15 protein-coding genes are annotated in these 15,145 nt (G+C 48.3%); 13 read left to right on the forward strand and 2 right to left on the reverse strand.

Translation table 11 applies throughout. The annotated features are described in order from the left end of the window. Window positions 1–33: 33 nt before the first annotated feature. From AAC007_RS16035 to AAC007_RS16065, 7 genes are all read left to right on the forward strand, one after another. Window positions 34–951, forward strand: a complete 918-nt coding sequence (locus tag AAC007_RS16035; protein WP_339678099.1) for a diguanylate cyclase — start codon at window positions 34–36, stop codon at window positions 949–951. Window positions 952–1,550: 599 nt separating this feature from the next. After that, window positions 1,551–2,273 carry a hypothetical protein gene (locus AAC007_RS16040; RefSeq protein WP_339678100.1) on the forward strand — a complete coding sequence of 241 codons (723 nt, stop codon included), beginning with the start codon at window positions 1,551–1,553 and terminating at the stop codon, window positions 2,271–2,273. Between the two features lie 311 nt (window positions 2,274–2,584). Then, window positions 2,585–2,869 carry a hypothetical protein gene (locus AAC007_RS16045; protein WP_339678102.1) on the forward strand — a complete coding sequence of 95 codons (285 nt, stop codon included), beginning with the start codon at window positions 2,585–2,587 and terminating at the stop codon, window positions 2,867–2,869. Between the two features lie 2 nt (window positions 2,870–2,871). Further along, complete coding sequence (locus AAC007_RS16050) at window positions 2,872–3,768, forward strand: nucleotide-binding protein (RefSeq protein ID WP_339678104.1); 897 nt, start codon at window positions 2,872–2,874, stop codon at window positions 3,766–3,768. A gap of 264 nt (window positions 3,769–4,032) precedes the next feature. After that, entirely contained in the window at window positions 4,033–4,809 is a 777-nt protein-coding gene (locus tag AAC007_RS16055; RefSeq protein ID WP_339678106.1) for a hypothetical protein, read from the forward strand. A 95-nt stretch (window positions 4,810–4,904) separates the two neighbouring features. Beyond that, entirely contained in the window at window positions 4,905–5,180 is a 276-nt protein-coding gene (locus AAC007_RS16060; protein ID WP_339678108.1) for a DUF1971 domain-containing protein, read from the forward strand. Between the two features lie 126 nt (window positions 5,181–5,306). Then, the gene (locus AAC007_RS16065; RefSeq protein ID WP_339678109.1) at window positions 5,307–6,005 is read left to right on the forward strand and encodes an adenosylcobinamide amidohydrolase; all 699 of its coding nucleotides are present in this window, start codon (window positions 5,307–5,309) and stop codon (window positions 6,003–6,005) included. Window positions 6,006–6,115: 110 nt separating this feature from the next. Here AAC007_RS16065 and AAC007_RS16070 read toward each other — a convergent pair whose 3' ends face one another. Together AAC007_RS16070 and AAC007_RS16075 are read right to left on the reverse strand one after the other, a co-directional pair. After that, on the reverse strand, window positions 6,116–7,015 hold the full coding sequence (locus AAC007_RS16070) for a hypothetical protein (RefSeq protein WP_295872568.1): 900 nt from the start codon (window positions 7,013–7,015) through the stop codon (window positions 6,116–6,118). A gap of 107 nt (window positions 7,016–7,122) precedes the next feature. Further along, the gene (locus AAC007_RS16075; RefSeq protein ID WP_295872566.1) at window positions 7,123–7,548 is read right to left on the reverse strand and encodes a YbaN family protein; all 426 of its coding nucleotides are present in this window, start codon (window positions 7,546–7,548) and stop codon (window positions 7,123–7,125) included. A 378-nt stretch (window positions 7,549–7,926) separates the two neighbouring features. On the opposite strand from AAC007_RS16075, the gene AAC007_RS16080 reads away from it, so the two are divergent. From AAC007_RS16080 to AAC007_RS16105, 6 genes are all read left to right on the forward strand, one after another. Next, window positions 7,927–8,904, forward strand: coding sequence for an OB-fold domain-containing protein (locus AAC007_RS16080; RefSeq protein ID WP_339678112.1), 978 nt, complete (start codon window positions 7,927–7,929; stop codon window positions 8,902–8,904). Continuing rightward, window positions 8,891–9,964: a thiolase domain-containing protein gene (locus tag AAC007_RS16085; RefSeq protein WP_295872561.1), complete on the forward strand. Its 1,074-nt coding sequence runs from the start codon at window positions 8,891–8,893 to the stop codon at window positions 9,962–9,964. The genes AAC007_RS16080 and AAC007_RS16085 overlap by 14 nt, the downstream gene beginning before the upstream one ends. After that, the gene (locus tag AAC007_RS16090; RefSeq protein WP_269620015.1) at window positions 9,964–11,127 is read left to right on the forward strand and encodes a thiolase domain-containing protein; all 1,164 of its coding nucleotides are present in this window, start codon (window positions 9,964–9,966) and stop codon (window positions 11,125–11,127) included. Before AAC007_RS16085 ends, AAC007_RS16090 begins: the two co-directional genes overlap by 1 nt. Before the next feature lie 176 nt (window positions 11,128–11,303). After that, entirely contained in the window at window positions 11,304–12,935 is a 1,632-nt protein-coding gene (locus AAC007_RS16095) for an acyl-CoA synthetase (protein ID WP_339678117.1), read from the forward strand. A 141-nt stretch (window positions 12,936–13,076) separates the two neighbouring features. Next, window positions 13,077–13,898 carry a crotonase/enoyl-CoA hydratase family protein gene (locus AAC007_RS16100; RefSeq protein WP_295872556.1) on the forward strand — a complete coding sequence of 274 codons (822 nt, stop codon included), beginning with the start codon at window positions 13,077–13,079 and terminating at the stop codon, window positions 13,896–13,898. 91 nt (window positions 13,899–13,989) lie between these two features. Beyond that, window positions 13,990–15,141 carry a CaiB/BaiF CoA-transferase family protein gene (locus tag AAC007_RS16105; protein WP_339678119.1) on the forward strand — a complete coding sequence of 384 codons (1,152 nt, stop codon included), beginning with the start codon at window positions 13,990–13,992 and terminating at the stop codon, window positions 15,139–15,141. The last annotated feature ends 4 nt before the right edge of the window (window positions 15,142–15,145 follow it).

A 15,145-nucleotide genomic window follows, 5' to 3' on the forward strand; every position in this document is an offset into this window, starting at 1 on the left:
ATGCCTTAGCCGAGATTGCAAAGGATAAATAGAGTGGGGTTTATTGAGCGCTTACCTCTAACTGACATGACACCCTTCACAAATCAGCAATTGCAATCAATTGTCGCGCAGCTGGATCAAGCTATTCATAGCCATGATCAGTGGTATAAAAGCTTGTTGCGCGTTTTGATTACACATTTACCACCCGAGGAGGCAGACTTACTTCCCGATGCCCACCTTCATTGTCGTTTCGGTCAATGGTATGGGAGTGAGCAAGCGTCGTTTATAAAAGATAATCCTGCGTTTATCGCACTCGGTGATGCGCATGAAAAGATGCATCGCAGCGCAAGAAAATTACTGCAGCGAATGTCAGAAGGCGTGCCTATTTCGCCGATAGAATGGGATCACTTCGAAAATACGTTAGATAGAGTTCGCCTAGAGTTCCAGTCATTGCGACTTGATTATTCTACTATAGCGAAAAATCGTGATCCTCTGACCGAGGCGCAAACTAGGGGGAGCATGTTAGTTGAGCTTCGCGAGCAGAATGCGTTGGTTAGCAGAGGGCGGCAAGACTGCGCGCTAGTCATGTTTGATCTTGATCATTTTAAACGTGTGAATGATGAGTTCGGCCATGCTGCTGGTGACGCTGTGCTCGTTTCAACAGTAAGATCCGTCAAGGAAGTTCTTCGCGAGTACGACAAAATCTACCGTTATGGGGGAGAGGAATTCCTTATTTGTATGCCCAGTACTAATTTGGAAGAAGCTGGCCACGTCTGCGAGCGAATGCGAGCTGCGATTGCAGGTCAGCGTATACAGCACGCTAGCTCTATTGAGCCTTTACAGGTGACAGCGTCATTTGGTGTGGCGGCACTGTCTTCGCGCAGGACAGTTGAAGAGTCAATTGCTTGCGCGGATGCCGCAATGTACAAGGCGAAGTCTGCAGGCCGTAACCGAGTTGTCGTTGGTAATTAATTACCTTGTTCGTTAGCGTCTGAGCGTCCAGCTCATTGCGGTCGTCATCAATGTGCTGCAGTGCCTCTAATATCTTGGTGGTGGATGCGCCACACAAGCGAACTACAATGGCCAGTCACAGTTGCACCTTTGAGCTGAAGTAGTGATGGAAAGATGTAGCTAACATTCACTCGTCTTGCAGCTTGCGCAGAGAAACTCCGTCATAGTCATCCCGGGCGAAGATATCTGCCGACACATCGAGTAATTGCTCGATGGACAGTGCGAAGCGTCAAGTTAATTTAGCGAAAAGGCCCGAAATTCCGCAGACGATCACAGATCTGGCCAGTTGCAACGCGGAGTGATGGCGCTCTCCCATGGTTTTGCCATGGTCAAGGTAAGTGAACAAGAGACCACTTCCCACTATCTACCTAAGGAGCCACTTAACTCGTTGAAATTGATAAAAAACAGGATATGATCAATGGGAAGGGAATGCTTGGCAGAAATAAAGGGAGTTAGTCTTCGTTTGACCGGCACTCGCGAATAGCGGGGTCGCTATTTCATTGAATTCCCATATATTTTTTAATTCATACTGAAGCCGCAGCGTTGATAAGGGGGCCAAAGTGATATATGGCCTGAGTCGTTATAAACTGTTTGAGAAAATAGCAATGGACTACGAAAAGGTCGTAATAGGATTAATCTCAGTTTTCTCAGGATGGGTCTTGGCGCAGTTCACAAGCATCCTGAAAGATTTCATGCGCGCCAGGAAAGTGAAAAAATGCTTGCAGCAGGAACTAGAAGAGTTAAAGAGTGAGCTGGAAAGAACCCTACTGATTTACTCTAGAATGTTGCAAATTTATGGACTTAAGGGAATAGATAATGGGTCTGCATCGCCAATTTCAAACCATATCTTTAAAAACTATTATAAAGAAGCGGTGCTTGACTTAAATAAACAGCAGAGAATTTCGTATCAACTAATCCATACTTTAGTTGAGGCAGCAAATAATGGGATGGATGAACTTCGTGAAGTCACAGGTCGATTACAAGAACGGAATATTTTGGAAGGCACCTCATCTATATCCGAACAAGATGGTGACCTTTGGGGTAAAAAGGTAATCTGCGAATTTAACAACGTCGCCGCAGCAATATGGCATATTAGGTATCATCTTGCTTATCCTAAGAATCCTGATCTTTCTCCCTTAACAAAATCACATGAAGAATATTTGAAATACCTTGGGAGCGTGGAAAAGCATGTTGCTGAGATAGTTGATAAGGCAAAGAATATTTCTCGGGAAAAATTTGATGAATTTTATAACCCTGAGTCTTTTGCAAATGAGCTTCTCTAACAAAGCCGTTAAATTCGTTCCGGGCACAAAAAACCGTGGCCTCCACCGGACTGCCTACGCGTTGCTTCGGCAGCCGTTTACGGCGGCGTTGAGGCTGTAGAATTACTAACGGAAATTTCCAAGGCCCGATTCTGATTAATTTTTGATCTATAAATAGGCCGATTTTTTGAAATCGGAGGAGATTATTTGCGTTATTTGCGGGAATTTCACGTACGAGCGCGTAATTTTCAAAGAAATGGATTGGCTGGAGTTTTTCTACAGCCTCGTTAAAGCACAAAGAAGCATTGACACATCATAAACAGGAGGGAATCATGCTTAAAATTACTGGGCTTGACAAACTGCAAAAAGACCTAAAAAACGCAGAGCAAGCATTGAATGAACTTGATGGGGAGTTGGGCGTCGTTAACTTTGATCCTCACGATCCTGCCAGTATTGAAGCTGCCATCCAGTCAGTTAACCGAATTATTGATAACCGTATTGAACCGTACGCCGACAGCCCCATTGTTGGGTCGCTCGCCGAACAAATGAAAGAAAGCTATAGAGAAAGCATTCTTCAAAAAGCCGCTGAGGCCCGATTGCAGTCTGACGAGAATTAGTGATGGCCCAAGATATTTTCGGAGAAATTAACAATGCTGTCCTGGACTTACAGAATTCGCAGTTGCAGACATATGAACGTCCATTGAAAAAGCTCGGCCAATTGTTACGGCATACCGACCTTGAACCTTACAACGAGGAATTGACGAAAGAAGTTGACCTCGATGCTTTCATTGCAGAAAGTGAAAAAACTGGGGGCAGCATGGTTGGCAGTGCCCAGCTTGCGTGGCCAGATGACCCTAAAAAAACGATGGGGTTAACATTGCTTCTTATCGAGAAAATGGCTAATGACTCAAGTTACGCTACCAACTTCGGCCATCATTTTTTCTATTCTGGAAAGAAAGTCATCGCTGGTGTCCATGCGCTTACTGGGCAGCTCATCATTCCCTTCGTTCGTGATTACAAGAACTATGTTCAATCGAAGGGGAATACTGAAACTGTGTTGAAGCCGCCATTCTCACGCAAGGTATTTATCGTTCACGGCCACGACGATGGTGCTCGGGAAACAGTGGCTCGCTTTCTGGAACGCATTGGTTTGGAAGCCGTCATTCTCCATGAACAGGCCAATCAAGGTAGAACCATTATCGAAAAGGTCGTTGCAAACAGCGATGTTGGGTTTGCGGTAGTCCTTCTCACGCCGGACGATGAGGGCTGTATAAAGGGAGGAACACTCGAGCCTCGGGCTCGGCAAAATGTTTTGTTGGAACTGGGCTACTTCATTGGCCGCTTGGGCCGAGACAAAGTATGTGCTCTCAAGCGTGGCACGTTGGAAATACCTAGTGATTTCGCTGGTGTTGTCTGGGAGGCAATGGACAGTAGTGGTGGCTGGAAACATGCACTCGCGCGCGAACTTGAAGCGGCTGGGCATAGTATAGATTGGAACAAAGTCATGCGCGCTTGACATGCGCACACCACAATCGAAGTGCCCCTATAGCGGTTATTAAATTGGCGAGAATTTAATTGATAAAGTGCATCGAAAATATGTCACAGAATGCTTTAACAAGTAGCTCCACCGGACAAAATACTCGCTGCGCTTTTTTCCAGTGAGCTAGGCGTTATGCAGAACAAATATTGAGCCACAAAGGGACCAATTAAAAATATGTTTCACTTGCTAGTATCTTTTCAAGGATGGCCTGACTCAGGCGGAACACTGTTAACAGGTCGCATGTACATTAGAGAAGACGATCCTGTTGGCAGTAGATTTTATTCAAACGGTACACTCGATGTTGCTAAATTAAAGGAATGCCCTGCACTTTTAGTGACTGAAACTGGGGGCAATGGGCCGCAATTCGCAAGAGTAGCGTATATTACAAATATCACCCTAGGGCATTCTGAAGCAGCCATTCAGTACGCCATTGACAATAGCATTCAGCCAATTTCCAATGCTGAGTTAGAAGGGCACTCAGTGGAATTGCGGTTAGGTCGGTTTGGCTTATCCCATACATGTTGGTCTGTGTGCGACGTTGATCTATTTAAGCTGTTATTACAAAACCAACAAAAAAGATCTATTAGTCCAAAGGTTTTCTCGCTTGAAGCGGCTTACTCGCAAGATGAGAATCTTGTTTCGATCATGATGCCATTTGGGGCTGAATTTAATTCGGTATACGCTGTTCTTCAACAATCAATCGGTGCTGTCGGTATGGAGAGCGTAAGAGCTGACGATATATGGGAGCACCACACGATAATCCAAGATATTGTAAACATAATAGCTAGAGCCAAAGTTGTAATATGTGACTGTTCAGGGAAAAATCCCAATGTGTTTTACGAGGCCGGAGTTGCTCACGCTATCGGAAAAGAAGTGATCCTTATAACACAGTCAGAGCACGATATTCCTTTCGATCTACGGCATATACGGTACATAAGATATCTTCCTAATGCCGAAGGTCTTGGCGAGTTATCGGCATCATTACAGTCAAGATTGCGTTCAATTAGAGGTTGGTGAAATTGCATAACCAAGCCATCAAATTCGCTCCCTTGGGTCGCCCGACGCTCTGGATCTCGCTGCTGGTGATTTGAGGCGTTATAAGTAGGGAACCAATGAAAGATTTACCAGGAAATGTATCGGCATATAAGAAGACGCCAGAGTTTTCAGAAACTAGCGTTCCGCAGGGTTTGCTGAACGATCACACTACAAAAGATGGCATATGGGGAAAAATAGTAATTCTAGAAGGTAAACTTGAATACGTTATCCAAGAGCCCACAAAAGAATATATCGAACTAAGCACTGATAACTTTGGTATTGTAGAGCCCACAATAAAGCACCATATAAAACCGCTAGGGCGCGTAAAGTTCTATGTCGAATTCTATCGTTAATTATTCAAGCCATATAATCAGTTACCGTAGCCTAGCCCCTATGGGTTTGAACGCGCTGACGCGCCGCTGGGTACGGCGATATGTAACTCGGTGACCTTTTCTCACCATAATTGGCATCTCGTAGACATGATGTTAAAAATCAATAATTTTACCAATTTGCATCATAATGATGACCATTTACACCTAGCCTTTTCGTCCCCTCAGCGAGTATTGAGCTCGGCTATTTTGAATGGTGGCTTAGTTAAAGCTGATCATATTGTGAATCGAAAAGTACCCAAAGATTCATCAACAATTGAAGCCCCCGATGTGAGCTTGCGAAACTATGCAGAACAGCACGGATGGCAAGGCAATGTTGTCGGCATGATGACGGCAGCGCCGATGTCTTCGCTCTGTATTGAACAGTCTTGTGTAGAGGGAATAGATTTAACCGTTTTGGTCACCACAGGTATAGACAACGCTCGGCGTGCTGGAGATAAAGCCGATGTGCAGGAAGTACTGGCATTATCAAAAGACCTTGGCACTATTAATCTTATTTTGATTTTTTCGGCCAAGTTGACTGATGCTGCTATGTTAGAAGCAGTCATGGTCGCCACAGAGGGCAAGGCAGCTGCATTGCAAGATGCCGGTGTTGTAAGTCCAGTATCTCAGCGGCTTGCGACCGGAACTGGAACCGATGCGATAGCTGTTGTTAGTGGGGATGGTCCTGAAGAAATAGCCTTTTGCGGTAAGCACGTCTTGCTTGGCGAGTTGATTGGTAGGCTAGTTATATCGGCCGTCACAAAGTCATTAGCTTCTGGGTTTAATGGCGATACGCCTACGCTCTAAATGGGGCTTGCAAAGAGTTCTAAATAACCGGCGGACACAAAAAGCTTTGTGTTTTTGGTCCGCTGCCGTTGGGTTTATGCATCTAATTCATACTGATCTTGTTAGAGACCTTATTCCTCGTCTTCATCAATTACTATATCAGTGAGTTTCTCAAACGCGGCTAGGGTTAATTCAGTAATCATATCTGCCATTAGTTCCTGGCCGTATTCGCGGGCTGCAACATGGGTTTCGTCTGATGTTGCCTCTTTGCGATGAACGAGGGGAACCACTAAGTCGATGTATGAATTGTTGGGTAATTCGGCTTTAAAGCAGATCATTTTTTTACAGATGGCGAAGTAGCCGTTGATGGCGGCGACATAGTTGATCATCAGCTCGCCGTTCATTACCGAGGTGGTTGCTGTTTGCTTGTGTAAGGCGAGATTGATGTAGGGGAAGAAAACCACGCCATCAAGTTCATCTTCGTCGATCAGTTCAATATTGGTTGCCTTCAGTAGGTCGTCTACACTAAAGCCAAAAGAGTCTAATGCCACCAAGGTTCGGCCTTGATTCGGCATTTTGCGATTTAAGTCAGGCATTTTTACAGGAAAATAAATTAGCTTGCTTGACTCGCTTTTCGTCGATTCATCCATGGCCCAGATATCGCCCTCCATCAATTCTTCAATGCGAGCGGTAATTTTCTCATCTGCGCTATCGATCGCTTCTTCAAAACCCCAGATGGATTGTTCTAAGTTTAGCCACGGGGTGTATTCGCCTAACACGGAGACACCTTGGGCTACTTTTATCGTCTTTTGGAAGTCAATTGCGACAACCAGTGGGGCGATGGAGAGTTCACCTTGGTAGACGGGCATTTCACCGCTCGCCTTGATGCCGGTCAGTGCTTTTTGCCTAATGGTGGCGAGCTGCGCGCTGTAGGCTTCTTCTTTGATTTCTGGTTGGCCAGATAATGAGAAACCTGCGTTGACGACGGGGATGAATGCAAAGGCTAACGCGATGATAGAGAGACGTTTCATCTGGTGTTTTCTCACTCTGTTTAATAATCACTTTTATTTGGGCAATAACTCTAATTAATTTACGGCCAAGTAGCGATGAGAAGAACACCCTATTTAGGGGGGTAGACTTATGAGTTTTTAGGGCTTTCGCTTGTTTCGTTTAGATTCGGTTCTGCCTGTTTGGCAATATATACCGTCATTATTGCCGCCACTGAAATCATCATCACACTGAGCCAGTGGATTTTTACAATGAGCAGGGCGCTGGTCAGAATGGTGATCCAGAGCATCGCGATAATGCCAATTTTGATACGGCGCGGGATGCCCTGGCCGTCTAAATAATAGCGTATGTACTTTCCCCACCAGCGGTGTTCGGTCAGCCATACATAAAAGCGGGGCGAACTGCGCAGAAAGCAGGCGGCGCTGAGCAATAGAAAGGGCGTTGTTGGTATTACAGGTAACAGCAGGCCGATCATGCCGAGTACGAAAGAAATCCATCCGATAACAAACAATAGGTAACGTACGGCGGGGTTGCGGTGCTGGTAAGGTGTTTTCATTATTGCTCTGATTTGTTGACTGCCTTGCTACTTTAGCAAAATAGCGACGGAGGGCGAAGGGGGGGCTGACGTCGGGGGTCTGATGTCTGACGTGATACCCGCGTACTCCTAAGTCTTGTACGCGCAGTCGCGTCCGGCCTCTGCGTCTCCCATCAAGCATTCAGCCGCTAGCCAAGCACCGCAACCTTTGGCTTTCCGTCAGACCTCTGACACCTGACGTCAGACAATCTTTGCCCCGTTGATCGTTTTTGTCATTTACTTGATCAGCAGCGACATTGTTCAACATCGGGGCCGCGGAGATACTTCGTGGCAAGCGGGTTAATGATGCGAGCTTATGGCGTGCTTGTTGACCTAATTTAAACACGAAGGAGAGATCTGATGTCGTCATCGGCTGAAATTCTTAGCCAAGCCTTTACGCTAGGCTATACCTATACGCGGTCCACAGGGCCTATCGTGGGTCAGTTTTTGACCTCCTTGCGCGCTCGCAAAATGGTTGGCATTAAAGCCAGCGATGGCAAAGTGCTGATGCCGCCGGTGGAGTTTGATCCGGTTAGTGCGGCAGCGTTGACTGAATTTGTCGATGTGGCAGATGCTGGTGTGGTTAAGACGTGGTGCTGGGTGAAAGAGCCTCGCAAAGCGCATCCCAGTGATAAGCCATTCGCCTGGGCGATGATTCAACTGGACGGCGCAGACACGCCAATGCTGCACTGGGTTGATGCCGGCGACGAAGCTGCGATGAGCACCGGTATGCGCGTAAAAGTGCGTTGGGCGGAAGAAACCAAGGGCTTGATGAGCGATGTGAATGGTTTTGTGCCTGAAGCTGTGGCGTTGTTGGGTGAGTTGAAGCCGGCGACGTCTGACGAGCAGATCACCGGTATGGAAGCGCCGATCTACCTGACCTATAACTTCACCGCGGGTAAGGCCACTGCACGTTATTTGCAGTCGATGAAAAAAGGTAAGTTGGTTGGCCAGCGCTGTCCAAATTGCCGCAATGTCTACATTCCACCGCGTGGCTCTTGTGCTGCCTGTGGCGTACCGACTGAAGAAGAAGTGACTTTGGGCAATAAGGCCACCGTTGAGTCCTTCACGATTGTTTATATTCCTATCCCAGGTAACCCAATCAAGCCGCCTTACGTTATTGCCAACCTGGTATTAGACGGTGCGAACTTGAGCTTCCTGCACCTGCTCAGCGAATGCAAAAACGAGGAAGTGCGCATTGGTATGCGCGTAGAGGCACTTTGGAAGCCAGAAGCAGAGTGGGGCTATGCCATGGAAAATATTCAGTACTTTAAGCCTTTAGATGAGCCGGATGTGCCGGTAGATCAAATTGGCAAACTAATTGATGAGGGCCGATAAGATGCGTGATGTTGCGATAGTTGCCTTTGCGCAATCAAATTGCCAGCGCGACGCTGGTGCGCAAAACGAAGTTGAGCTGATTATGCCGGTGCTCACTGAAGTGTTTAAGCAAACCGGAATTAAAAGTGCCCAGGACGTGGATTTCACCTGTTCCGGTAGTTGTGACTACCAGCAGGGTGCGGCGTTTGCCTTTGTTGCCGGTGTTGACGCGCTTGGCGCGGTGCCGCCGATCAAAGAGTCGCATGTGGAAATGGATGCAGCATGGGCGCTTTATGAAGCCTGGCTGAAAATCCAGATGGGTACTGCTGAGTCAGCGCTGCTATACGGGTTTGGTAAATCTTCTCCGGGTGAACTGCCGATAGTGCTGTCTCAGCAACTTGATCCGTATTACCTAGCGCCACTGTGGGTAGATACCATTGCGTTTGCTGCGATGCAGGCGAGAACCATGCTCGACTCGGGTGAAATCACTGAAGCCGATATGGCAGAAGTAGTAGCGCGTTCGCGCAATAACGCCCTGAAAAATCCCCATGCGCAATTGAAGGGTGATCAAACGGTAGCGGATTTGCTTAAGGAAGCGACCTACGTGTCACCTTTGCGTCGTCATGATTGCTGCCCAATTTCTGACGGTGCCTGCGCCATGATTATTTGCACCATCGAGAAAGCCGAAGAGTGGGGCAAGCCCTACGCAATTATCAAGGGTATCGATCACCGTATTGAGACTCACCATATTGGCTCGCGGGATTTAAGCCGTTCAGTATCAACTGAAATTGCAGGCAAAGCGGCGGGCGTGGCGAATGGGCCAGTGGATGTTGCTGAGCTTTACGCGCCGTTTAGTCACCAGGAAATTATTCTTAAAAAGGCCTTAGGTTTGGGTGATGACACTGTGATTAACCCGTCGGGCGGTGTGCTCGCTGGTAATGTCATGATGGCATCTGGGCTGTCGCGTATCGGTGAAGTTGCTATGCGAATTATCCGTGGTGAAGCAAAACGCGGTGTTGCCCACGCGACATCAGGTCCGTGCTTGCAACAAAACCTGATTACCGTACTGGAGGCGAAATAATGGCTCAGTTAGCTGCTGTTGTTGGCGTAGGCCAAACTAAATATAAAACCAAGCGCAAAGACGTATCTATTGCGGGTATGGTGAGAGAAGCTGCTGTTAACGCCCTGGAAGATGCGGGCTTAACATGGAATGACATTGACGCGGTAATTATTGGTAAAGCGCCAGATATGTTCGAAGGCGTTATCATGCCTGAGCTTTATCTGACTGATGCGCTGGGCTGTAATGGCAAGCCAATGTTGCGTGTTCACACGGCGGGTTCAGTGGGTGGCTCTACCGCCATCGTTGCTGCAACTTATGTGCAAAGTGGCGTGTTTAAACGCATTTTGACCGTGTCGTTTGAGAAGCAGTCTGAGTCTAATGCGATGTGGGCACTGTCAAATCCACAGCCGTTTTCTCCCCATTTAAATGCCGGTGCTGGTGGTTATTTTGCGCCGATTATTCGCGAGTATATGCGCCGCTCGAATGCGCCGTATGATGCGGGTATAAAAGTGGCGGTAAAGGATCGTTTGCACGGTGCAAAGAACCCATTGGCGCATTTGCAACTACCTGAAATTACGATGAAGGAAGTAGAAGACAGCCCCATGTTGTGGGAACCGCTGCGCTTCTTAGAGGCTTGTCCTTCTTCTGACGGTGCTTGTGCCATGGTTATCGCTAACGAGGAACTGGCAGCCAAGTCACCTCGTAAACCAGCGTGGATACGCGGTGCCGCGATGCGCTCTGAACCAACCATGTACGCTGGTCGTGAGCAGGTTAACCCGCGCGCTGGTATTGATTGTGCCAAAGACGTGTATGCGCAGGCTGGGATCCACAATCCGCGTAAAGATCTTGATTGCGCTGAAGTCTATGTCCCGTTTTCCTGGTACGAACCAATGTGGTTAGAAAACCTTGGCTTTGCCGATGAGGGTAAAGGTTGGGAATTAACGATGTCCGGCGCAACCTCATTGACTGAAGGCGGCGATATACCTTGGAATCCGTCTGGTGGTGTATTGTGTTCTAACCCGATTGGCGCGTCTGGGATGATTCGCTTTGCGGAAGCGGCACAACAGGTGCGTGGTGAAGCAGGTGATCATCAGGTCGATGGCGCTAAAACAGCACTGGGACACGCTTATGGCGGTGGTGCACAGTTTTACTCGATGTGGGTTGTCAGCTCCGAGAAAGCGTAATTAACTAAGCTTGTAAACTGGCTTCACTGTCTCGTCCCTTGGGAGGATGGTGACGCCAGTTTGCGCTTGGTACATTGGAAGATTGTTTGTTCAGGCTACGTTTTGTTGGCCTGTTTAACGAACATTTCTCAATAAAGATTGATACTCGCTCAGAAAAACAATAAGGGACAGAGAATATGGCTATGCATTTTAACCTCGCTGATTTGTTTGAAGCCGTTGCCGACAAAGTGCCGGAGCGCGAGGCGTTGGTTTGCGGTACCAGCCGCTGTAGCTATGCGGAATTAGATGCCGGTGCCAACCAGATGGCACATTACCTTGCGTCGCAGGGTGTTAAAGCGGGCGATCACGTCGGCTTGTATATGTATAACTGCAATGAATATCTTGAGGCGATGTTAGCTTGCTTTAAGATTCGCGCGGTGCCGATCAATGTGAACTACCGCTATGTTAAAGATGAGCTGCTTTATATTTTTGACAACGCAGACATGGTTGCCTGTATTCATCATCGTGAGTTCATTCCGGCTATTGCTGAAGTTCGCAGCGCGGCTAAAACCTTGAAATTGTGTATATCAGTTGCCGATGCCAGCGACGAACCACTGTCGTCAATTGGCGCTGTGGATTATCACACTGTTCGGGATACGCAGAATAAGGGGCGCGATTTTGCAGAGCGCTCCGGGGATGATTATTTCATTCTCTATACCGGCGGCACTACCGGTATGCCCAAGGGCGTAATGTGGCCGCACAAAAACGTATTTTTTGCCGCAATGGGCGGCGGCGGTCATTTTTCTCCGCTGGGCGCTTGTGAAAAGCCAGAGGACATGGCGAGCCGCGTGACTGAACATCCACTGCGTGGTATCGCACTAGCACCGCTGATGCACGGCGCATCTTGGTGGTACGCCTGTATTCAGTTATTGGCGGGCAATGCTTTAGTGCTAAATCATCAGCGCTCGTTTAATGGCGAAGCCGTGTGGCAAATTGTCGCCGATGAGAAAGTAAATGCGGTGCAGATAGTCGGCGACGCGATGGCGATTCCGTTGTTGGATGCCTTGGAAGGCAATGCTGAGCGCTGGGATTTAAGTGCGGTGTTTAACGTGGGCTCCGGCGGCGCCATTTTCTCAGACGCTAAGCAGGAAGCGTTTAAAAAGCATTTTCCCAATGTCTTTATCACCAATAGCTTTGGCTCATCTGAAGGTGGCCAAATGGGCATGGATAACGGCAGCAAAAAGACGGCATCTGGCCTCGGCAATGTTACACGTACAGATTTTATGGACGTCATTATTGATGTCGAGGGTGAACCGCGTCGTCACGCAGAATTAGGTGAGACAGGTATTTTTGCCCGCGCTGGATATATTCCCAATGGCTATTACAACGACCCAGTGAAAACCGCTAAGACCTTTATTGAGGTCGACGGCAAAATTTGGTTGTTAACCGGCGATGCTGCCAAGCTCGAAGAAGATGGTTCCATCACCGTATTCGGCCGTGGTTCTAACTGCATAAATAGCGGCGGTGAAAAAATATTCCCGGAAGAAGTGGAAGATGCGCTGAAAGCCCACGACGGTATTTTTGATGCACTAGTGGTTGGTGTGGAAGATGAGCGTTGGGGTAGCCGTGTTTGCGCCATTATTCAGGCGCGTAAAGGCACGCAACTGAGTCTTGAAAATATCCAGGAACACTGTCGTAAACATATCGCTGGCTACAAAGTGCCACGCGAAATTCACCTTATCGATGAATTGCCCCGTGCGCCTAGTGGTAAGCCTGATTACAAAACCGCGAAGGCCTATGCCGAAAGCGGCAAGGGCGCGGTCGCTTAAGGAGGCTGCTGTAAGTTAGTTTCTTTTCTGATTGCGAAGGTAAAGCGCAGGTAAGCCCTTTTATTAGCTGCGCTTTATTTTTACTAGAGAACAACTGCGACTTTTACAGCGGCCCATAAAAAATTATTTTCGGAGTTAAACATGCCAACAGAATTAGCCATCAGCACCAAAACCTGTCTTGTCGAGCAAGAGGGCAATGTCTTAATTGTTACCCTGAATCGTCCTGAAGCAAAAAATGCGTTCAACCCGGAAATGCTATTGGGTTTGTATAAAGCGTGGCGTTTGCTGGATGAAGATGACAATTTGCATTGCGCCATCCTCACCGCCAATGGCGACACCTTTTGTGCAGGTATGGATTTGAAAGTCGGCCCCGATGGTGATCAAGGTACTACTCAAGAATTTATGGACTTGATGGGCACGGTGCCAAATATTCATTGGCAGGCCCTGCTTCGCGAGAATCGTCCCTGCAAGCCGCTATTGCTAGCGGTGGAAGGCTATGCATTGGCTGGCGGTACTGAGATATTACAGGGCACGGATATTCGAGTTGCCGCTGAAGACGCCATTTTTGGTGTAACGGAAGTGGCGCGTGGTTTGTATCCTATGTCCGGTTCTACCATTCGCTTGCGCAAGCAGATTCCGTACTGCCTAGCTGCCGAGATCCTATTGTTGGGCGAGCACGTTACTGCGCAGCAAGCTTTGGAATTTGGCTTGATCAATCGCGTGGTACCCAAGGGTGAAACCCTAGTAGAGGCTAAAAAATTAGCGGCTAAAATCTGTGCAAATGGTCCCTTGGCTGTTAAAGCCGTGGTGCGCTCATTGCGTGAGCACACCGAGCATTTAGCCGAAGACGACGCGATGCAAAAATCGGATATATTGGCAGGTCCGGTATTTGGCTCTAAAGACGCGAAAGAAGGCATGCGCGCCTTCAAAGAAAAACGCCCTGCGGTATTTACCGGCGAGTAAATCTTCTTGTCGCGCAACGGGGTTCAGGTTCTGAACTGCCGTTGCGCTCCTTCCTTGTTTGACTCACTCCGCTTATTCAGAGAGTAACGCCATGTCCGGTCCGCTAAGCGGTTTACGCATTATCGAAATGGCAGGCATCGGTCCTGCACCTTACGCTTGTATGTTGTTATCTGACCTCGGCGCCGAAGTGATTCGCATCGATCGCGTGAGTGGCGGTGGTCTAGGCGCTCATCCGGGAGACGTGACCGCGCGGGGACGCAAATCCATTGCGGTAAATCTAAAAAGCCCAGAGGGCGTCGAGGTCGTTTTGCAGTTACTTGAATCTGCCGATGTCCTTATAGAGTGCTTTCGCCCCGGTGTAATGGAAAAATTAGGCTTGGGGCCTGATATCTGTGCGCAACGTAATCCTGCTTTAGTTTATGGCAGGATGACAGGTTGGGGGCAGGACGGCCCAATGGCTAAGCAGGCGGGCCATGACCTCAATTACATTGCTATCACAGGCCTATTAGATAGCTTTGGCGCGGCAGGTGAGGCGCCACCAACCCCCTTAAACGTTATCGGTGATTTGGGTGGTGGCTCGATGTTTTTGTTATTGGGTGTGCTAGCGGCATTGCATGAACGCAAGCAGTCTGGATTTGGTCAGGTAGTGGATGCGGCCATATGTGATGGCACCGTGAGTTTGCTGAGTACCATTTACGGCTTAAAGGGCATTCAGTATTGGGACACAGAGCGCGAGCAAAACTTATTGGATGGCGGTGCGCCGTTTTATCGAAGCTATCTGTGTAAAGATGGCCGCTCTATTTCGGTGGGCGCCATTGAGCCACATTTTTACGCGCAGCTGCTCGATACTCTATGGTTGGATTTTGGTGGCAGCGATTATTTAGCTCAAATGGACAAGGCGCAGTGGCCTGCGCGTCGAGCGCAAATGGCAGCGCGGCTGTTAGAAAAAACGCGGGATGAATGGGCCGCGTTGTTTGAAGGCAGTGATGCCTGCGTTGCGCCGATATTAGATATGGATGAGGCTGAGCACTATGCTCACAATGTTGTTCGGAAAAACCTTGTCCGTCGAGACAATGTTTTGCAGTCGGCTCCAGCGCCGAGGTTTTCCCGCACACCGGGTGAGATTCAGCATTCTCCCGTGGCCGAAGGTGCTGACACCGTGTCAGTAATGGCGGGCTTGGGGTGGGATGACGATGCGATAACGCAGTTTCTGAATAGCGGTGTAATTAAACAAACGGATTGAGATG

The sequence above is a fragment of the uncultured Zhongshania sp. genome, from assembly GCF_963975605.1.
Taxonomy (GTDB): domain Bacteria; phylum Pseudomonadota; class Gammaproteobacteria; order Pseudomonadales; family Spongiibacteraceae; genus Spongiibacter; species Spongiibacter aquimaris.